Source organism: Streptomyces sp. NPDC060035 (assembly GCF_042736635.1).
GTDB lineage: Bacteria > Actinomycetota > Actinomycetes > Streptomycetales > Streptomycetaceae > Streptomyces.
In genome coordinates this window covers 22,628-40,926 of record NZ_JBHWVO010000029.1, presented here as the reverse complement: position 1 = coordinate 40,926, position 18,299 = coordinate 22,628, and the positions used below count along the sequence as shown (strand labels likewise).

19 protein-coding genes and 4 tRNA genes are annotated in these 18,299 nt (G+C 69.5%); 7 read left to right on the top strand and 16 right to left on the bottom strand.

Annotated elements, in window-relative coordinates:
• Positions 1-68: 68 nt before the first annotated feature.
• Together ACFWBQ_RS32395 and ACFWBQ_RS32390 are read right to left on the bottom strand one after the other, a co-directional pair.
• On the bottom strand, positions 69-3,299 hold the full coding sequence (locus ACFWBQ_RS32395) for a helicase-related protein (protein WP_385505177.1): 3,231 nt from the start codon (positions 3,297-3,299) through the stop codon (positions 69-71).
• A gap of 48 nt (positions 3,300-3,347) precedes the next feature.
• The gene (locus ACFWBQ_RS32390; RefSeq protein ID WP_385505359.1) at positions 3,348-4,970 is read right to left on the bottom strand and encodes a DAK2 domain-containing protein; all 1,623 of its coding nucleotides are present in this window, start codon (positions 4,968-4,970) and stop codon (positions 3,348-3,350) included.
• 257 nt (positions 4,971-5,227) lie between these two features.
• Between ACFWBQ_RS32390 and rpmB the strand changes: the two genes are divergently transcribed.
• A complete protein-coding gene (gene rpmB / locus ACFWBQ_RS32385) occupies positions 5,228-5,413 on the top strand; it encodes a 50S ribosomal protein L28 (protein ID WP_003965989.1) in 186 nt (61 codons plus the stop codon).
• A gap of 84 nt (positions 5,414-5,497) precedes the next feature.
• Here rpmB and thiD read toward each other — a convergent pair whose 3' ends face one another.
• Together thiD and ACFWBQ_RS32375 are read right to left on the bottom strand one after the other, a co-directional pair.
• Positions 5,498-6,304 carry a bifunctional hydroxymethylpyrimidine kinase/phosphomethylpyrimidine kinase gene (thiD, locus tag ACFWBQ_RS32380; RefSeq protein ID WP_385505169.1) on the bottom strand — a complete coding sequence of 269 codons (807 nt, stop codon included), beginning with the start codon at positions 6,302-6,304 and terminating at the stop codon, positions 5,498-5,500.
• Between the two features lie 10 nt (positions 6,305-6,314).
• On the bottom strand, positions 6,315-7,286 hold the full coding sequence (locus ACFWBQ_RS32375) for a thiamine-phosphate kinase (RefSeq protein WP_351172149.1): 972 nt from the start codon (positions 7,284-7,286) through the stop codon (positions 6,315-6,317).
• 320 nt (positions 7,287-7,606) lie between these two features.
• On the opposite strand from ACFWBQ_RS32375, the gene ACFWBQ_RS32370 reads away from it, so the two are divergent.
• Both ACFWBQ_RS32370 and ACFWBQ_RS32365 read left to right on the top strand, forming a co-directional pair.
• A complete protein-coding gene (locus tag ACFWBQ_RS32370) occupies positions 7,607-7,840 on the top strand; it encodes an Lrp/AsnC family transcriptional regulator (protein WP_385505157.1) in 234 nt (77 codons plus the stop codon).
• Positions 7,841-7,860: 20 nt separating this feature from the next.
• Positions 7,861-8,349 (top strand): DUF3515 domain-containing protein, encoded by a 489-nt coding sequence (locus ACFWBQ_RS32365; protein WP_385505150.1) that lies wholly within the window; start codon positions 7,861-7,863, stop codon positions 8,347-8,349.
• A 10-nt stretch (positions 8,350-8,359) separates the two neighbouring features.
• Here the strand turns inward: ACFWBQ_RS32365 and ACFWBQ_RS32360 are convergent, their stop codons facing one another.
• From ACFWBQ_RS32360 to ACFWBQ_RS32350, 3 genes are read right to left on the bottom strand one after another with little or no spacing between them, the layout of a single operon-like run.
• Positions 8,360-9,544, bottom strand: a complete 1,185-nt coding sequence (locus tag ACFWBQ_RS32360) for a D-alanine--D-alanine ligase family protein (protein WP_385505147.1) — start codon at positions 9,542-9,544, stop codon at positions 8,360-8,362.
• 34 nt (positions 9,545-9,578) lie between these two features.
• Positions 9,579-10,589, bottom strand: a complete 1,011-nt coding sequence (locus tag ACFWBQ_RS32355; protein WP_385505141.1) for an NAD(P)H-dependent glycerol-3-phosphate dehydrogenase — start codon at positions 10,587-10,589, stop codon at positions 9,579-9,581.
• Entirely contained in the window at positions 10,586-11,338 is a 753-nt protein-coding gene (locus ACFWBQ_RS32350) for a lysophospholipid acyltransferase family protein (protein ID WP_385505139.1), read from the bottom strand. Before ACFWBQ_RS32350 ends, ACFWBQ_RS32355 begins: the two co-directional genes overlap by 4 nt.
• A 149-nt stretch (positions 11,339-11,487) precedes the next feature.
• On the opposite strand from ACFWBQ_RS32350, the gene cofC reads away from it, so the two are divergent.
• Both cofC and ACFWBQ_RS32340 read left to right on the top strand, forming a co-directional pair.
• Complete coding sequence (cofC, locus tag ACFWBQ_RS32345) at positions 11,488-12,171, top strand: 2-phospho-L-lactate guanylyltransferase (protein WP_385505136.1); 684 nt, start codon at positions 11,488-11,490, stop codon at positions 12,169-12,171.
• Positions 12,172-12,181: 10 nt separating this feature from the next.
• The gene (locus tag ACFWBQ_RS32340; RefSeq protein WP_385505132.1) at positions 12,182-12,385 is read left to right on the top strand and encodes a hypothetical protein; all 204 of its coding nucleotides are present in this window, start codon (positions 12,182-12,184) and stop codon (positions 12,383-12,385) included.
• 80 nt (positions 12,386-12,465) lie between these two features.
• On the opposite strand, the gene ACFWBQ_RS32335 is transcribed toward ACFWBQ_RS32340, so the two are convergent.
• From ACFWBQ_RS32335 to leuC, 4 genes are all read right to left on the bottom strand, one after another.
• Positions 12,466-13,122, bottom strand: coding sequence for an HU family DNA-binding protein (locus tag ACFWBQ_RS32335; protein ID WP_385505128.1), 657 nt, complete (start codon positions 13,120-13,122; stop codon positions 12,466-12,468).
• A 143-nt stretch (positions 13,123-13,265) separates the two neighbouring features.
• Positions 13,266-13,493: a hypothetical protein gene (locus ACFWBQ_RS32330; RefSeq protein ID WP_329207005.1), complete on the bottom strand. Its 228-nt coding sequence runs from the start codon at positions 13,491-13,493 to the stop codon at positions 13,266-13,268.
• Between the two features lie 104 nt (positions 13,494-13,597).
• Positions 13,598-14,191, bottom strand: a complete 594-nt coding sequence (gene leuD, locus ACFWBQ_RS32325; protein WP_385505123.1) for a 3-isopropylmalate dehydratase small subunit — start codon at positions 14,189-14,191, stop codon at positions 13,598-13,600.
• A 2-nt stretch (positions 14,192-14,193) separates the two neighbouring features.
• Entirely contained in the window at positions 14,194-15,621 is a 1,428-nt protein-coding gene (gene leuC, locus ACFWBQ_RS32320; protein WP_385505121.1) for a 3-isopropylmalate dehydratase large subunit, read from the bottom strand.
• A gap of 174 nt (positions 15,622-15,795) precedes the next feature.
• Between leuC and ndgR the strand changes: the two genes are divergently transcribed.
• Positions 15,796-16,512 (top strand): IclR family transcriptional regulator NdgR, encoded by a 717-nt coding sequence (gene ndgR / locus ACFWBQ_RS32315; RefSeq protein ID WP_033303994.1) that lies wholly within the window; start codon positions 15,796-15,798, stop codon positions 16,510-16,512.
• A 78-nt stretch (positions 16,513-16,590) separates the two neighbouring features.
• Here the strand turns inward: ndgR and ACFWBQ_RS32310 are convergent, their stop codons facing one another.
• The gene (locus ACFWBQ_RS32310; protein ID WP_385505113.1) at positions 16,591-17,088 is read right to left on the bottom strand and encodes a DUF4188 domain-containing protein; all 498 of its coding nucleotides are present in this window, start codon (positions 17,086-17,088) and stop codon (positions 16,591-16,593) included.
• 109 nt (positions 17,089-17,197) lie between these two features.
• Between ACFWBQ_RS32310 and ACFWBQ_RS32305 the strand changes: the two genes are divergently transcribed.
• Positions 17,198-17,839 (top strand): MerR family transcriptional regulator, encoded by a 642-nt coding sequence (locus tag ACFWBQ_RS32305; protein ID WP_385505109.1) that lies wholly within the window; start codon positions 17,198-17,200, stop codon positions 17,837-17,839.
• Positions 17,840-17,897: 58 nt separating this feature from the next.
• Here ACFWBQ_RS32305 and ACFWBQ_RS32300 read toward each other — a convergent pair.
• From ACFWBQ_RS32300 to ACFWBQ_RS32285, 4 genes are all read right to left on the bottom strand, one after another.
• A tRNA-Glu gene (locus ACFWBQ_RS32300) sits at positions 17,898-17,970 on the bottom strand.
• Positions 17,971-17,989: 19 nt separating this feature from the next.
• Positions 17,990-18,061 (bottom strand) — tRNA-Gln (locus tag ACFWBQ_RS32295).
• A 12-nt stretch (positions 18,062-18,073) separates the two neighbouring features.
• Positions 18,074-18,146: transfer RNA gene (locus ACFWBQ_RS32290), tRNA-Glu, on the bottom strand.
• A gap of 60 nt (positions 18,147-18,206) precedes the next feature.
• Positions 18,207-18,279, bottom strand: a tRNA-Glu gene (locus ACFWBQ_RS32285).
• Between the last annotated feature and the right edge of the window lie 20 nt (positions 18,280-18,299).

Here is an 18,299-nt window from a genome sequence, read left to right as displayed (position 1 = left end):
GGGCAGCACACAGGACGGAACGCGTGCCGTGCCCCCACGATATGGCGTCGGGGCGGATCCGGCCCTGGTCACCCCTTGTCGAGGTACTCCTCCCGGTCCTTGTCCAGGAGCGCGTCCAGCGCGGTGCGCAGTTCCGGGAGCCGCTCCAGCGCAGGGTCGGCCGCGACGACGCGGACGGCCTCGTCGCGGGCGGCCGCGATGACCTCCTCGTCGTCGATGACGCTGAGCACCCGCAGGGAGGAGCGGACGCCGGACTGGGCCTGGCCGAGGACATCGCCCTCGCGACGTTGTTCGAGGTCGATCCGGGAGAGCTCGAAGCCGTCGAGAGTGGCGGCGACGGCGGAGAGCCTGCCCCGGGCGGGGCTCGCCTCATGGGCCTCACTGACCAGCAGGCAGAGGCCGGGGGCCGAGCCTCGCCCGACGCGGCCTCGCAGCTGGTGCAGCTGGGAGACGCCGAAGCGGTCGGCGTCCATGATCACCATCGCCGTGGCGTTCGGGACGTTCACCCCGACCTCGATGACGGTGGTGGCGACCAGGACGTCGACCTGACCGGCGGCGAACCGGCGCATCACGTCGTCCTTGTCGTCGGGGTGCATCCTGCCGTGCAGCACCTCGATCCGGAGGCCGGTGAGCGGACCCTTGCCGAGCTGTTCGGCGATCTCCAGCACAGCGAGCGGCGGACGCTTCTCGGCGTCGTCCTCGGGAACGGCCTGCTTCCTCCCCTTCTTCTTCTCCGCGGCCTCCTCCGCGTCGTCCCCGATGCGGGGGCACACCACGTACGCCTGATGGCCGTTCTCCACTTCCTCGCGGACGCGTTCCCAGGCACGGCTGAGGAAGTGCGGCTTGTCCTTGGCGGGGACGACATGGCTGGCGATGGGTGAGCGGCCGGCCGGGAGCTGGTCCAGGACGGAGGTCTCCAGGTCCCCGAAGACGGTCATCGCGACCGTACGGGGAATGGGTGTGGCGGTCATGACCAGCAGATGCGGCGGCTGCTTGCCCTTGGAGCGCAGCGCGTCACGCTGTTCGACGCCGAAGCGGTGCTGTTCGTCGACGACGACCAGACCGAGGTCGTGGAACTGCACCTTGTCCTCGATCAGCGCATGCGTACCGATCACGATCCCGGCCTCGCCGGTGACCAGGTCGAGCAGCGCCTGACGGCGGGCCGGGACGCCCATGGACCCGGTGAGCAGTACCACTTTGGTGCCCCGGTCGGAGCCGCCGAGCATGCCGCCCTCCGCGAGTTCGCCCATCATCTCGGTGATGGACCGGTGGTGCTGCTGGGCGAGTACCTCGGTGGGTGCCAGCATCGCGGCCTGGCCCCCCGCGTCGACGACGGTGAGCATCGCGCGCAGGGCGACCATCGTGTTGTGGGTGACCGTGAAGTGATCGGTGACGTACGCGTGACTCGGGTGCGCGACGCTGATGCACTGGACCGGCTTTCGCCCGACATACTCGACCGAGCGAATTCCACGCCCGAACCTGTTGTATTTCGGCCGGGTCCGCATGCGTGAGGCCTTGCGAGTGAGCCGGAACGGCACGTACTCGGCAGGCAGGGCGATCGATACGTTGAAGGCCGCCTGTTTCGGATGCACCCTGGCACGCCCACCGAGTGAACGAACGAGCCAGGCCACGTCGTCGGCCAACCGCCGCGAGGCCGAGGAGAACGAAACACACATCCCTTGAGCGTCCACGGTCCCGTCCGTGTCCATGAGCCCTTGCAGGACAGCAAGCCGATGCTTGATCGTCGTGTTCTTGAATACTGGTGGGATGAATTTGTGGTGCGACGTGGCCCCCCACAGATTCAGCGCACGCAGCACGTCGATGGCCGGGTTCCTTCGCAATCCGCCCCTCGGCCCCGTCATCCGGATGGTGTAGTCACACGTCGTACCTGGCACGGGTACCAGCTCGCAGTCCGGTCCCAGTGCGGATCGCGCTGCCGTCAGGATCTCGTCGTCGGCCGTGGACAGACGCAGGTTGTGACGGAACGAGCCGGCCCCGAGCAGCAATCCGAACACATAGGGGTCGAGGGGCGGTTCCGACCCCGATGCGAGATCCGCCGGTGCGGCGGACGGGAGATACCACTTGGACGACCCCTCTGCCGTGCACGTGTCCATCCTGATCTCGCGGGTCGTCATCACCTTGGCCGTTTCCCCCCGGGCCCAGGCACAACTGGTCCCGACGATCCACAGATGCTCGTCGTCGGCTTCGACCACCGTGTCGTCGGACAGAACAAGCCGCCAGACATCCCGCTCTCCCTGGGGAAAGACCCCGTCGACTGCGGCAACTTCCCCCGTGGGAACCACTACCTCGTCGCCCTGCACGACGGTCCCCATGGGCTTGTAGCCCTCGGGGGTCAGAACCAGCGCGTCGAGCGGCTGTGCTTTGCCCGAGCCGACCTCGCCCTGGAGGAGGCGGTGCATCGGGTGCTCAGTCGCCAGGTCGCCGAAGATCTCTCCGGTGACCTTCTGCTGACCGTCGGTGAGCGTGAAGGGCAGCTTGGCGTCGAAGGCGTCGAGCAGTCCGTCGGGGACGGATCTGCGGGCCACCGCCGGGAGTTGGGTGTCCGCGTAACGGCGGCGGGCGAGCGCGACCTGGAGGATGAAGGCCTCGTCCCACTTCAGCCGCTCCCGAGCGGCCGCGATGTCCGCCTTGGTGTGCGGACGGTGGATCTTGAGCAGTGCCTCGGGCAGCGGGACGAATCCGCGCCCTTCCCGGAGCGTTGCGGGCAGCGGGTCGACGGCCTCCTGGGCGCTCGGCAGGACGGTGTCGACGGCCTTGGCGATCCGCCAGGAGTCGAGCTGCTTGCAGGCGGGGTAGATCGGCAGCAGCTGCCCGGCGAAGGCGTCGACGGCGTCGGTCGCCTCGTCCTCGTCGTGGGCGTCGAGGAGTTGGTACGTGGGGTGGGCGAGCTGCATCTTCCGGTTGAAGACGGAGACCTTGCCCGCGAACATCGCGCGACGGCCGGGGAGCAGCTCCTGGTGCGGTTTGTGGACGCCGTGTCCGAAGAAGACCAGCTGGAGTCTGCCGCTGCCGTCGGTGAGGGTGACTTCGAGGCGCTTGCCGCGGCCGTTGTTGAACATCATGACCCGCGCGTCGGCGACCTGTGCGACGACCGTCACATGCTCGTCCAGCGGGAGCTCGGTGAGCGCCGTGAGACGGCCCCGCTCCTCGTAGCGCCGGGGGTAGTGGTGCAGCAGGTCACCGACCGTGTGCAGGTCGAGGTGCTCGGCCATCACCTTCGCGGTGGCTCCGCCGAGCAGCTTCTTGAGGGATTCATCGAACGCGGACACGCGATCCATTGCACACCACGGCACCGACAAATGTCGCCGGGCGCCGCACCGGGGCGGCTACTCGACGCCGATCAGCAGGGGTGCCGCCTGGTGGCCGCCCCGGTAGATCACCGTGTCCACGGCCAGATAGCCCTCGCGGACGTGCTCCTGCAGGGCCTCGGCCAGGGCGTCGGGGACGCCCTCGCCCAGGACCAGCGTGACCAGTTCGCCGCCCGCCGACAGCATCCGGTCCAGGACGGTCCGGGCCGTGCCGGGGACGTCCTCGCCGATGACGGCGACGTCCCCGTCGATCAGGCCGAGGATGTCGCCCGTCTGGCAGATGCCGGCCATGGTCCACGACTGACGTTCGGCGACGGCCAGTTCGGCGTACCGGGTGGCGCCGGCCGCCGCGGTCATCGCCACCACGTCCTCGTCGAAGCTGCGGTCCGGTTCGTGGACGGCGAGTGCGGCGATGCCCTGGACGGCGGCACGGGTGGGGATCAGGGCGACACGGACGCCCTCGGCCCTGGCCTGTTCGGCGGCTGCCGCGGCGGTGTGGCGCAGTTGGGCGTCGTTGGGCAGCAGGACCACCTCGCGGGCGTGGGCCCGGCGGATCGCGTCGACCAGTTCGCCGCTGGCCGGCGGCTCGCCGGGACGCGCCAGCACCGTGGTCGCCCCGGCCTCCGCGCACAGGCCCGAGAGCCCGTCGCCGGGGACCACCACGACGACGCCGCGCTGGGCGGGTTCGCGGTGGGTGCGGATCCGGTCGGCGGCGAAGTGCGTGATCCGGATCCGGTACGGCCGGCCCGCCTCGACCCCCGCCTCCACGGCGGCCCCGGCGTCGTCGACATGGACGTGGACGTTCCACAGGCCGTCGCCGCCGACCACGACGAGCGAGTCCCCGAGCGCGTCCAGCCGGCCCCGGAGCCGGCCGACGGCGTCGTCCTCGGCCTCCAGCAGGTAGATCACCTCGAAGGCGGGGCCGCCGTCCGGGTCCGCCTGGGCGCAGTCGCCGGTCGGGGGCAGGGCGTCGGGGGCCACCCGCGGCGCGCGCGCCGGGGCCTGCCCGCCGACCGCTTCGAGCAGCGCCCCGAGCACGGTCACGAGGCCTTGTCCGCCCGCGTCCACGACGCCCGCCCGGCCGAGGACGGCGAGCTGTCCGGGGGTCGCGGCCAGTGCCGTGCGCGCGCCTTCGTACGCGGCGTCGAGCACGGCCGTGGGTCCTGCGGTCCCCGCGGTGGCCCCGGCGGCTTCGGCGGCTGCGGTGGCGACGGTCAGCACGGTGCCCTCCACGGGGTGGGCGACGGCCCGGCGGGCAGCGGCGGCGGCCTCGGCAAGGGCGGTACGCAGGTGATCCGCGTCACTCGCCTCGGCGAGCACTCCCGCCATGCCGCGCAGCAGCTGGGCCAGGATCGTGCCGGAGTTCCCCCGGGCGCCGATCAGAGCGCCGTGCGCCATCGCCCGTACGGCATCGCCGACGGCGGGCACGGTGGAGCCGGTCTCATGGGCCGCGAAGACCGCTTCGACGGCTGCCGCCGCCGACTCCACGGTCAGATACAGGTTGGTGCCGGTGTCCCCGTCGGCGACGGGATAGACGTTGATCGCGTCGATCGCCTCGCGCTCGCGGCCCAGGGCTTCCAGCGCCAGTGAGCACCAGGTGCGCACCGCGACGGCATCCAGATCGTCGGGGGACTGCGGCACCGTGTGGTCCTCCTTGAGGCGGCCGTGGGGGGCGGGCTGCACCGCAGAGTAGCCCTCGCCCGGCGTACCGGGCCCGGACAGGGGCGGGCGGACGGACCGGCGAGCCATGGTAGTTTCGTATCTCCGAAGCAGGCGTTGTATGCTGCTTCGGTTGCCCGGCGAGAGTCGGGCCATTCCTCCGGTACCGCCACTTCAGTCAAATGATTCCGGCGCGCCGGAATTCACTGTAAGTGCACCTGAAGTCTTTGGAGTGACCCGTGGCTGCCAACTGCGACGTTTGCGGCAAGGGGCCGAGCTTCGGCAACAGTATTTCGCACTCGCACCGCCGTACGTCCCGTCGCTGGAATCCCAACATCCAGCGCGTGCGTGCCGTGGTCGGTCGGACGCCGAAGCGGCTCAACGTCTGCACCTCGTGCATCAAGGCCGGCAAGGTCGCGCGCTGACGTTTCGTCGTAGCGCAGCCTTACCGGTTGCCCAAAAAGCCGGTCCACCTCGGTGGACCGGCTTTTTGCTTTGCTCTGCTCCGCTCAGCGGGCGCGGGTCTGCCAGCCGTGATCGACGGGGCCTATCCCGCCGCCCAGCGCGAAGCCCGCTTCGATCGCGCCGGTGACGTACGCCTTCGCACCCCGTACGGCCGTCGGCACGTCCTGGCCCTTGGCGAGTCCGCACGCGATCGCCGAGGCCAGGGTGCAGCCCGTGCCGTGGGTGTGCCGGTTGTCGTGCCTGGGCGCGCGCAGCCAGTGCTCCTCGCTGCCGTCCGTCAGCAGGTCCACGGCCTCGCCCGGCAGATGTCCGCCCTTGATGACCACCCAGCGCGGCCCGTAGGAAAGCACCTCGGCGGCAGCCCGCCGCATTCCCTGCTCGTCGGTGACCGTGATCCCGGTGAGCTGGGTCACCTCGTCGAGATTCGGGGTGGCCACCGTCGCGGTGGGCAGGAGTTTCGTCCGTACCGAATCGAGGGCCTCGGCGGCCAGCAGTGCGTCCCCGTGCTTGGAGATCCCGACGGGGTCGACGACGACAGGTGCGTCCGTCCCCGCGAGGAGTCCGGCGACGGCTTCCACGAGCGCGGCCGAGGACAGCATGCCGGTCTTCACGGCCTGGACGCCGATGTCGTCGACGACACTGCGGTACTGGGCGCGTACGGCTTCCACAGGAAGGTCCCAGGCCCCCTGGACACCCAGCGAGTTCTGAGCGGTCACAGCGGTCAGGACACTCATTCCGTGTGTCCCGAGGGCCAGCATCGTCTTGAGGTCGGCCTGGATGCCCGCACCGCCGCCGGAGTCCGATCCGGCGACGGTGAGCACTCTGGGCGGTACAGCGGTCGGTATAGCCATGCCCCGGAATCTACTGGGCGTCCTCGATGGAGCCGAAGTGGTCCCAGCCGCCCTTGCTCGTCCAGGGCGCCCCGTCGACGGTGACCTGGGGCAGCGCGGAGGGGTTGAGGACCTCGCCGATCACCTTCCAGCGGGCCGGGAGCTTCACGTCCGGGGGGAACGTCGCCACGATCGCGTGGTCCTCTCCCCCGGTGAGCACCCACTGCAGCGGGTCGACGCCGACGGCCTGCCCGATGTCGGACATCTGCGAGGGGATGTCGATCAGCCCGGAGCGCAGGTCGATCCTGACCTTGCTGGCCTCCGCGATGTGTCCGAGGTCGGCGACGAGTCCGTCGCTGACGTCGGTCATGGCGGTGGCGCCGAGTCCGGCCGCCGCGGGGCCCGCGTGGTAGGGCGGTTCCGGCCGCCGGTGGGCCTCGACGAACGCGCGCGGTGAGCGGAAGCCGCGGGAGAGCACGGCGAATCCGGCGGCCGACCAGCCGAGCCAGCCGGTGACGGCCACGACATCGCCGGGCCTGGCGCCGGACCGGGTGACGGGTTCGTGGTTGCGCAGGTCACCGAGTGCGGTGATCGCGACGGTGATGGTGTCGCCCCCGACGACATCGCCCCCGACCACGGCGGCGCCGGCGACCTGGCATTCGTCACGCAGCCCGTCCATCAGCTCGGCGGCCCAGGTGACCGGGAGATCGGCAGGTACGACGAGGCCGAGGAGCAGCGCCGTGGGCACGGCGCCCATGGCCGCGATGTCGGCGAGGTTCTGTGCCGCGGCCTTGCGGCCGACGTCGTACGCGGTCGACCAGTCGCGGCGGAAGTGCCGCCCCTCCAGGAGGATGTCCGTACTGGCCACGACCCTGCGGTCGGGAGCGGCCACGACCGCGGCGTCGTCGCCGGGCCCCAGCCGTACCGCCGGAGTGGTGGTGAGCCGGGAAGTGAGCTCTCTGATGAGCCCGAACTCCCCCAACTCGCCCACGGTTCCCTTCACCGAGACTCACCTCTCATTTATCGCACCGGACACCTGTCCGGGCTGCTTCAGCGGCCGGAGGTCCGGACCGTGAACGGGCCGTCGACGGGAGCCGCCGGCCCCGGGACGTACGGGCACCGCTGTCCCCCTTCTGCACCGGTGGGCTTGCGGTCGCGAGCCCTGACTGCTGTCGGTACCGTCAAGAGATACGTCAACTTCTGTGCTGTGTACGCCACGCTGTGTGCGCCAACCGGCCCGCAGGTCTCCCCGCAGCCCGCAGCAACGCGATAACGTGGCGTCCCTTTCCCCCACATGATCCTCGTGGCCGCCCTGGAGGTTCCGTGGTACAGGCGTACATCCTTATCCAGACCGAGGTGGGCAAGGCGTCGATCGTCGCCGAGACCATCGCAAAGCTTCCGGGAGTGATCCAGGCAGAGGACGTCACAGGCCCTTACGACGTGATCGTGCGCGCGCAGGCCGAAACGGTCGACGCCCTCGGCCGCATGGTGGTCGCCAAGGTGCAGCAGGTGGACGGCATCACACGAACCCTGACCTGCCCGGTCGTCCACCTCTGACCCCCTACTACGCTGGTCCGGTGACGCACGCCCGCCGCCGGTCCCCCCGATCCGCACTTCTCGCTCCGCCCGCCGCCCTGCTCGTCCTGGCCGCGGTGGGCTGCTCCTTTGCCGACGCTCGCCCCTCGGTCACGGTTCCGACGCCGTCGCCGGAGGCCGCAGCGTACTGCGAGGCGCTGCACAAGGAGCTGCCGAAGACCGTCACCGGTCTCGAACGGAGTGATCCCGGACCGGATTCGGTGCTGACCGCCGCCTGGGGGGACGGGGCGATCGTACTGCGCTGCGGAGTCCCGCGGCCCGCGAAGATGGACGACGCCCAGTCCGAGGCGATCGACGCGGACGGCGTCAACTGGCTGCTGGAGCAGCGGGATGACTCCGGTCCGCGGTTCACGACCACCTACCGCAAGGCATATGTGGAGGTGACGCTCGGGGTGGAGTACGCCCACGATGTCACCCCTCTGTCGGCGTTCGCCGTACCCGTCAGGGACACGGTGCCCGACAGTCTCTAGTGTGCGGGGGTCAGCGCAGTCCGGTGGAGCGGTCCAGCGCCGCCTGGATCAGCCGGTCCACCAGCTCCTGGTAGCTCACGCCGCTCTCCTGCCACATGCGCGGGTACATGGAGATCGGGGTGAAGCCCGGCATGGTGTTGATCTCGTTGATGACGAACGTGCCGTCCTCGGTGAGGAAGAAGTCGGCGCGCACCAGGCCCTCGCAGGAGGTGGCCTCGAAGGCGTCGACGGCGAGCCGCTGAACCTCGGCGGTCTGCTCCTCGGTGAGCGGCGCGGGCACCAGACCGGCCGCCGAGTCGATGTACTTGGCCTCGAAGTCGTAGAAGTCGTGCGCGGTGACCGGCGGGATCTCGGCGGGCACGCTGGCGCGCGGACCGTCCTCGAACTCCAGCACGCCGCACTCGATCTCGCGGCCGCGCAGCAGGGACTCCACGAGGAACTTGGGGTCGTGCCGGCGGGCCTCCTCGATCGCCTCGTCGAGTCCGGCGGCGTCGTCGACCTTGGTGATGCCGACGGAGGAGCCACCACGGGCGGGCTTGACGAAGAGCGGCCAGCCGTGCTCGGCCGCGAACTCCATGATGCGCTTACGGGCGGCGGGGCGGTCCGAATCCCATTCCCGGGGACGGACGACCTCGTACGGGCCGACAGGCAGCCCGAAGGAGATGAACACCCGCTTCATGTACTCCTTGTCCTGGCCGACCGCGGAGGCGAGGACACCGGCGCCGACATAGGGCACACCGGAGAGTTCCAGGAGCCCCTGGAGCGTGCCGTCCTCGCCGTACGGGCCGTGCAGCACGGGGAAGACGACGTCGACCTCGCCGAGCACCTCGGGCACCGCGCCGGGTTCGCTGTAGACGACTTCGCGGTTGCCGGGATCGACGGGAAGCACCACGGCCCCCTGTCCGGAGGTGGCCAGCTGGTCCACGTTCGGGACCTGGCGGTCCGTGATGGCCATACGGGCCGGTTCGTCGGCCGTGAGGGCCCAACGGCCGTCCGTGGTGATGCCGATCGGCAGGACGTCGTACTTCGTCCGGTCGATGGCGCTCATCACGGCACCGGCGGTGACGACCGAGATTCCGTGTTCGGAGCTCCGGCCGCCGAACACGACCGCCACACGCGGCTTGCGGCGCTGCTCGGAGCTCCGCTCGGAGCTCACGGGGCTCTCAGGGCTCTGGGGGAGGTTCTGGCTGCTCATATCGCGACGAGCGTACCTGCTGGTAGGGCTCGAGTCAGCGCCGCTCGGGCTTGGCGCTGCGCGACATCAGCTCCTTGAGCGCGACCACCGGCGCCTTGCCCTCGTGGACGATGCCGACAACCGTCTCGGTGATGGGCATGTCGACGCCGTGCCTGCGCGCCAGATCCAGTACGGATTCGCACGACTTGACGCCCTCGGCGGTCTGCTTGGTGACGGCGACGGTCTCCTGGAGCGTCATCCCGCGGCCGAGGTTGGTGCCGAAGGTGTGGTTGCGCGACAGCGGGGACGAGCAGGTCGCCACCAGGTCGCCGAGGCCGGCCAGTCCGGAGAAGGTCAGCGGGTCGGCGCCCATGGCGAGACCCAGGCGGGTCGTCTCGGCGAGGCCGCGGGTGATGAGCGAGCCCTTGGTGTTGTCGCCGAGTCCCATGCCGTCGGCGATGCCCACCGCGAGGCCGATGACGTTCTTGACGGCGCCGCCGAGTTCGCAGCCGACGACGTCGGTGTTGGTGTACGGCCGGAAGTACGGGGTGTGACAGGCGGCCTGGAGGCGCTGGGCCACGGATTCGTCCGAGCAGGCCACGACAGCCGCGGCGGGGCGGCGTTCGGCGATCTCCTTGGCCAGGTTGGGACCGGTGACGACGGCGATGCGGTCCGGGGTGACCTCGGTGACGTCCGCGATGACCTCGCTCATCCGCTTGGCCGTGCCGAGTTCGACGCCCTTCATCAGGGAGACGAGCACGGTGCGGGACTCCAGGTCCGGTGCCCAGGCGGCGAGGTTGGCGCGCAGCGTCTGCGAGGGCACGGCCAGGACCGCGAAATCGGCGCCGCGCAGCGCCTCGGCGGGGTCGGTGGTGGCCCGGACCGATGCGGGGAGCTCAATTCCCGGCAGATAGCCCGGGTTGGTACGGGTCGTGTTGACGGCCTCGACGACTTCGGCGCGGCGGCCCCAGAGAGTGACCTCGCAGCCCGCGTCGGCGAGGACCATGGCGAAAGCGGTACCCCATGAGCCGGTTCCGAAGACGGCTGCCTTTGCGGGGTGCGTCACGTGGGTCCCTTTCCCTCTGCCTTGCGCCGCTGTTCAGCACGGGCCTTGCGGTGATCGTAGAGCTCGGTGGGGGCCTTCTCGCCGCGTACCTCCTCGAGCTGTGCGGTGACCGCGGCCATGATGGCCTCGGTGGCACTGCGCAGCACCTCGGGCGTCGGCTCGAGGCCGTAGAAGCGGGAGAGGTCGACCGGCGGTCCCGCCTGCACCTGGAGGGTCTTGCGAGGGAACAACTGGAGCTTGTTGTCCTTGGCATAGGGCGGCATCGCAAGGTTGGCGCCCCACTGGGCGACGGGGATGACCGGGGCCTTGGTCATCAGCGCGACGCGGGCGGCGCCGGTCTTGCCGGCCATCGGCCACATGTCGGGGTCGCGGGTGAGGGTGCCTTCCGGGTAGAAGGCGACGCATTCGCCCCGCTCGATGGCGTCGACGGCGGCACGGAAAGCGTCCAGCGCATCGGTCGTTTCACGGTATACGGGGATCTGTCCGGTGCCGCGGAGCATCATTCCGACAAAGGGCGTCCTGAACAGTCCCGCTTTCGCGAGGAGCCGCGGCACCCGGCCGGTGTTGTACTGGAAGTGTCCATACGAAAGCGGGTCCAGATACGAGTTGTGATTGACCGCTGTGATGAATCCGCCATCGGCCGGAATGTGTTCCATTCCCCGCCAGTCGCGCTTGAACAGAACCACCAGGGGCGGTTTTGTGATGACCGCTGCCAGGCGGTACCAGAAGCCGATTCTACGGCGGGACACTCGGACGCCTTCCTCTAGGAACTGACCTGCTGCCTGGCTTGTGGCGGTGACATCTCGCCCCAGGCCGCTTCTGTGTGGAGAACACCGTACGCCTCGCCCGCGGGGGCGGCCCTCCGGGTTGTCGTACCGGCAGGCGAGAATAAGTCCTGATGCGTACGGAGGGGGAGATCGCCACGAACACCGACCCGACCGACTCCTGGTCACTGGTCGTCCCGCTGAAACCGCTCGCACGGGCCAAGAGCCGGTTGGGGCGGGCGGCGGGCGAGGAACTGCGTCCCCGCTTCGCGCTGGCGTTCGCCCAGGACACGGTGTCCGCCGCACTGTCCTGCCGGGCTGTAAGGGATGTGGTGGTCGTCACGGACGACCGGACCGCCGGGGCGGCGCTTGCCGCGCTCGGGGCCCGCATCGTGGCCGACGCACCGGCGGCCGGACTGAACGCGGCACTGGAGCACGGCGCGCGGTCCGTGCGGGCGAAGCGTCCCGGCGCTGCGGTGGCCGCCCTCAATGCGGATCTTCCCGCACTGCGCCCGGAGGAATTGACGCGGGTGCTCGAATTCTGCTCGGCATTTTCTCGCGCATTTGTCACCGATACGCAGGGAATCGGCACCACATTTCTTTCGGCGGCACCCGGAGTGGAATTGCGGCCGGCCTTCGGCGGACCGTCCGCGGCACGGCACCTGGCGTCGGGTGCTGCTGAGATCTCACTGCCCGGCCTCGACTCCGTCCGCAGGGACGTGGACACGGGCGAGGATCTGCGAGTGGCCCTGGCCCTCGGGGTGGGGCCGTACACCGCGCAGGTGCGGACCTCGATGGCGCCGGCCGGGGACCGATAGGCTGCCGTTCATGCAGGCGACCTCGTTCACGTACGACTCCGAGACCCGCACCGGCAGCGTGCTTCTCGACGACGGCACCCCGGTGGACTTCGACGCCCCCGCCTTCGACGCGGGCAGCCTGCGGCTGCTGCGTCCGGGGCAGCGGGTGCGGATCGAGACCGAGGGTGAGGGAGCGTCGCTGCGGATCACCCTGGTGACGCTGCAGACGCTCTGAACGGCTCCTGACAGCCCGCGGGCCGGGCTCCCCGAAGGGAGCCCGGCCCGGCGCGTATGAGGAGCGAGCGATGCCCGGTCTCACTTCTTGCGTGCGGTGACCTTCTTGGCTGTGGTCTTGCGCGCCGTGGTCTTCTTCGCGGGCGCCTTCTTCGCCGTGGTCTTCTTGGCGGGCGCGGTCTTGGCGGCCACGGTCTTCTTCGTGGCTGTCACCTTCTTCGCCGGGGCCGTCTTCTTCGCAGCCGCGGTGGTCTTCTTGGCCGTGGCGGTGGTCTTCTTCGCCGTGGTCTTCTTGGCGGCGGCGGCGGTGGTCTTCTTCACTGCGGCGGTCGTCTTGCGCGCCGTGGCCTTCTTGGCGGTGGCCTTCTTGGCCGCGGCCTTGGCCGTCGTACGGGTGGAAGAACCGCCGGAGAGGCTTCCCTTGGGGGCCTTCTTCACGGCCACGTCGTTCTTGGGGAGCTTCTTGGAGCCGCTCACCAGGTCCTTGAACCCCTGCCCCGCACGGAAACGCGGGACGGACGTCTTCTTGACCCGTACGCGCTCACCCGTCTGCGGGTTGCGGGCGTACCGGGCGGGGCGGTCGACCTTCTCGAACGAGCCGAAGCCGGTGACCGAGACACGATCCCCCGCGACAACCGCACGGACGATCGCGTCGAGTACCACATCGACAGCGTCTGCGGCCTGCTGACGGCCGCCGACCTTGTCGGCAATCGCTTCTACGAGCTGCGCCTTGTTCACGTCTTCCCCTTCGGAGACATCGCCAGAACGAAACTGTTCCGGCTTTTTCGCACGTTAGGCAGATATATACCGCAAATCAAACACGAAACGGGCTAATCACCCTTGTGCCGCAACGAAGTCGACCGCTGCACTGTTCCGCAGACTCAGTCACCTTCGGGGAATCGGCCCTCGTCGAGGTCCTTCATCAACCGGTCCAGACGCCTTGCCGCGTCCGGGAGATCGTGCTTAGCCGCGGCCGTGACGACCAGCAGCTTCCGGGACAGCGCCATCCTTACGCCCTCCGGGACTTGCAGTGTGCGCACCCTTGCGTGCGCTTCCTTCAATCGGTCGGCGACTTCGCCATAGAGCTCGAGTTGGCTGTCGCGTCCCATGCACCGATTGTGCCATCTGGGGCGAGTTGTCGCCCGAGGGGGTCTCAACAAGCGACTGCGCCCCCTGCCGGAAGGCAGGGGGCGCAGTTCGGGAAAAGCGCTGCTCAGGCGTCAATTGTACGCGGCTTATGGGACGGCCTGGCCGCCTCGTAAGTCGCAATGTCCGCTTCGTTCTGAAGGGTGAGGCTGATGTCGTCGAGCCCGTTCAACAGTCGCCAGCGGGCGTTCTCGTCGAGCTCGAAGTCGGCGGTGATTCCCTCTGCGAGAACCTGCCGCTTCTCCAGGTCAACGGTGATTTCGGCCGTCGGATCGGCCTCCGTCAGGTCCCACAGCGTGTCGACGACCTTCTGGTCGAGGACGACGGTCAACAGACCGTTCTTCAGCGAGTTACCGCGGAAGATGTCGGCGAACCGGGAGGAGATGACCGTCTTGAAGCCGTAGTTCTGCAGGGCCCAGACCGCGTGTTCGCGGGACGAGCCGGTGCCGAAGTCGGGGCCGGCCACCAGGACGGAGGCGCCGTCCCGCTCGGGGCGGTTGAGGACGAAGTTCTCGTCCTTGCGCCAGGCCTCGAAGAGCCCGTCCTCGAAGCCGTCGCGGGTGACCTTCTTCAGCCAGTGCGCGGGGATGATCTGGTCGGTGTCGACGTTGCTGCGGCGCAGCGGGACGGCCCGGCCTGTGTGTGCGGTGAATGCTTCCATGGTTATCGGACTCCGGCGGGCGTACGGGCGTCGGACAGGTCTGCGGGCGAGGCCAGATGGCCCAGCACGGCGGTCGCGGCGGCGACCTGCGGGGAGACCAGGTGCGTGCGGCCGCCCTTGCCCTGCCTGCCCTCGAAGTTGCGGTTCGAGGTGGAGGCGGAGCGCTCGCCGGGGGCCAGCTGGTCGGGATTCATGCCGAGACACATCGAGCAGCCCGCGTGCCGCCATTCGGCGCCGGCGGCCGTGAAGACCTTGTCCAGGCCCTCCTCGACGGCCTGCAGGGCGACCCGGACGGAGCCCGGGACGACCAGCATCCGTACGCCGTCGGCGACTTTGCGGCCGTCCATGATCGAGGCCGCGTTGCGCAGGTCCTCGATCCGGCCGTTGGTGCAGGAACCTACGAAGACGGTGTCGACGCTGATCTCGCGCAGCGGCTGGCCGGCGGTCAACCCCATGTACTCCAGGGCCTTTTCGGCGGCGTTGCGCTCCGAGGCGTCCTCGTACGAAGCAGGGTCGGGGACGTTGGCCGACAGGGGCGCGCCCTGACCGGGGTTGGTGCCCCAGGTGACGAACGGCGCGAGTTCGGCGGCCTCGATGACGACCTCGGCGTCGAAGACGGCGTCGTCGTCGGAGCGCAGGGTCTTCCAGTACGCCACCGCGGCGTCCCAGTCCTCGCCCTCGGGCGCGTGGTCACGGCCCTGCAGGTAGTCGAAGGTGGTCCTGTCCGGGGCGATCATGCCCGCGCGGGCACCGGCCTCGATCGACATGTTGCAGATGGTCATCCGGGCCTCCATCGAGAGCTTCTCGATGGCGGAACCGCGGTATTCGAGGATGTAACCCTGGCCGCCGCCGGTGCCGATGCGGGCGATGATCGCCAGGATCAGGTCCTTGGCGGTGACGCTGTCGGGGAGTTCGCCCTCGACAGTGATCGCCATGGTCTTCGGGCGGGCCAGCGGCAGCGTCTGGGTGGCCAGGACGTGCTCGACCTGGCTGGTACCGATACCGAAGGCCAGCGCGCCGAACGCGCCGTGGGTGGAGGTGTGGGAGTCACCGCAGACCACCGTGGTGCCCGGCTGTGTCAGGCCCAGCTGCGGGCCGACAACGTGCACGACACCCTGCTCGACGTCGCCCAGCGAGTGCAGCCGGACGCCGAAGTCCGCGCAGTTCTTGCGCAGGGTCTCCAGCTGGACCCGGGAGACCGGGTCGGCGATCGGCTTGTCGATGTCGAGGGTCGGGGTGTTGTGGTCCTCGGTGGCGATGGTGAGGTCGAGGCGCCGCACCGGGCGTCCGGCCTGGCGCAGACCGTCGAACGCCTGCGGGCTGGTCACCTCGTGCAGCAGGTGCAGATCGATGAAGAGAAGGTCGGGCTCGCCCTCCGCGCGCCGGACGACGTGGTCGTCCCAGACCTTTTCCGCGAGTGTCCTACCCATCGCTTTCCCTCCGGCCGGCGTCTTCGCCGGCCCAACTAGAGATTCGGTGCGCCTCCGTCCGGACCCCCGAGCGGGGCGGTGGCTGCGGGCCGTTGTGCGGCCGCACGTACAGGTTCGCAACTTCCGGAGAAAATTGAACTTGCGTTTCACAGAGTGAGACGCGAGTATCGTCGTATGGACAACTCTAGCGGCGTCGGCGTTCTCGACAAGGCAGCTCTGGTATTGAGCGCCCTGGAGTCCGGTCCGGCCACCCTCGCCGGACTGGTCGCGGCGACAGGGCTCGCACGGCCCACGGCTCATCGACTGGCCGTGGCACTGGAACACCACCGAATGGTGGCGAGGGACATGCAGGGCCGTTTCATTCTCGGCCCCCGGCTCGCGGAACTCGCGGCCGCGGCGGGTGAGGACCGGCTCCTGGCGACGGCAGGGCCCGTTCTCACGCATCTGCGTGACATCACCGGCGAGAGCGCACAGCTCTACCGCCGGCAGGGCGACATGAGGATCTGTGTGGCGGCGGCGGAGCGCCTGTCCGGACTGCGGGACACCGTGCCGGTCGGCTCCACACTCACCATGAAGGCGGGCTCCTCCGCTCAGATCCTGATGGCCTGGGAGGAGCCGGAGCGACTGCACCGGGGCCTGCAGGGTGCCCGCTTCACGGCAACAGCCCTCTCGGGCGTACGGCGCCGCGGCTGGGCCCAGTCGATCGGTGAGCGCGAGCCGGGCGTGGCCTCGGTCTCGGCACCGGTCCGCGGACCGTCGAACCGGGTGGTCGCCGCGGTCTCCGTCTCCGGACCGATCGAGCGGCTGACCCGCCACCCGGGCCGGATGCACGCCCAGGCGATCATCGACTCGGCCGCACGGCTGAGCGAGGCCCTGCGCCGCACGGGCTGAGCCGGCGCAACGCCCCGCCCTTCCCCGAAGGCCGCCCCAGCGCCGTGGCGGCCCCCTTCTTCTTCCTTCTTCCGACGTCTACTCCCCGGACGCGCGATGCGCGAATCGGTCCGCCGCCCGGCGGCCCCGCTGCTCGATCGGCAGCACACCCGTCGCCGCAGCCAGGCCATGGGCCGGCATGTCGGCGTAGATCGATTCGTAACTGCCCTCGGGCACCACGTAGCTCTCGTGCCACAGCCCCACATGCTGCCGGGACTTCTTCTCCTTGCGGTTGACCATCGCCCAGGCCTTCCGGTGGAACATGTCGCCGGCGGCGGCGTACGCGTACAGCTTCTCCTTCGACTCCCAGTACTGGACGACGTAGTACGTCCGCGGCGAGCCGGACAGCAGCGTGTAGCCGAGCAGGCCCCGGCTCTTGTCCTTGCCCAACTCCCGGAGCATGCGCGGCATCGCTGCGAAGACCGGCAGCCAGTGGTGCACACCCCAGAAGTGGTTGATGCGCATCCCGATCAGAAGGACGACGACGTCGCCCTCGGCCGCCGCGGTCGTCCGGCCCGGATTCAGCTTCGCGAACATGGTGTGCCCCCAGCACTCGTCGGCTCGTGGCGAGTCATTGGAGACCGCCACTATCCAATGGTTGGATAGTGGCACCGCCCAATGGGCGGCGCAAGGGAAGGCGCAGAGGGTGCGACTGTCGGAACTCAGCGAGCAGAGCGGCGTATCGACCGCGACGATCAAGTACTACCTGCGCGAGCGGCTGCTGCCCGCCGGCCGGCACGTCAGTGCGACCCAGGCCGAGTACGACGAGAGCCACCTGCGCCGGCTGCGGCTGGTGCGGGCGCTGCTGCAGGTCGGCCGCCTCACGGTGGCGACGGCCCGCGAGGTGCTGGCCCACGTCGACGACGAGTCACTCGGCCGGACGATCCGGCTGGGCGCCGCCCTGTGGGCGCTGCCGCACGGCCCCGAGCCCGACGAGGACGCCCCGGAGACGGCGACCGCTCGCGCCGACGTGGCGCGGCTGCTCGCGGACCTCGGCTGGACCACGGCCCGGGAGCTGGGTGAACTCTCCCCCGCACACCGTTCCTTGGTCGCCTCCGTGGCCACCCTCATCCGCCTCGGCTACCCCTGCGATGTGGACTACCTCACCCAACAGGCCCGCGTCATGCGCCGGGTGGCGGTGCAGGACCTGGACGCGATGGAGGAATTCCCTTCGGAGGCCGAGCAGGTGGAGGCCGCGGTGGCTTCGGCCGTGCTCTACGAGCCCCTGCTGACGTCGCTGCGCCGGCTGGCCCAGGCCGAGGAGGCAGCCCAGCGCTACGGCCTCTGAGGGACACACAAGAAAGGCCCTTCACCGAGGTGAAGGGCCTTTTCGTATCATGCTGTTGTACCCCCGACCGGATTCGAACCGGCGCTACTGCCGTGAGAGGGCAGCGTGCTAGGCCGCTACACAACGGGGGCTTGTTACTTCGATCTTGCGCTGGGCTACCAGGACTCGAACCTAGAATGACGGTACCAGAAACCGTAGTGTTGCCAATTACACCATAGCCCATGGTGTTGCAAGTACCCCCGACCGGATTCGAACCGGCGCTACTGCCGTGAGAGGGCAGCGTGCTAGGCCGCTACACAACGGGGGCCCTAGCGATCCTGCATCGAAAACGTGGGTGCGACCCAGGTGTTCTCGCGGGAAGGATCTGTACCCCCGACCGGATTCGAACCGGCGCTACTGCCGTGAGAGGGCAGCGTGCTAGGCCGCTACACAACGGGGGCTTGTTACTTCGATCTTGCGC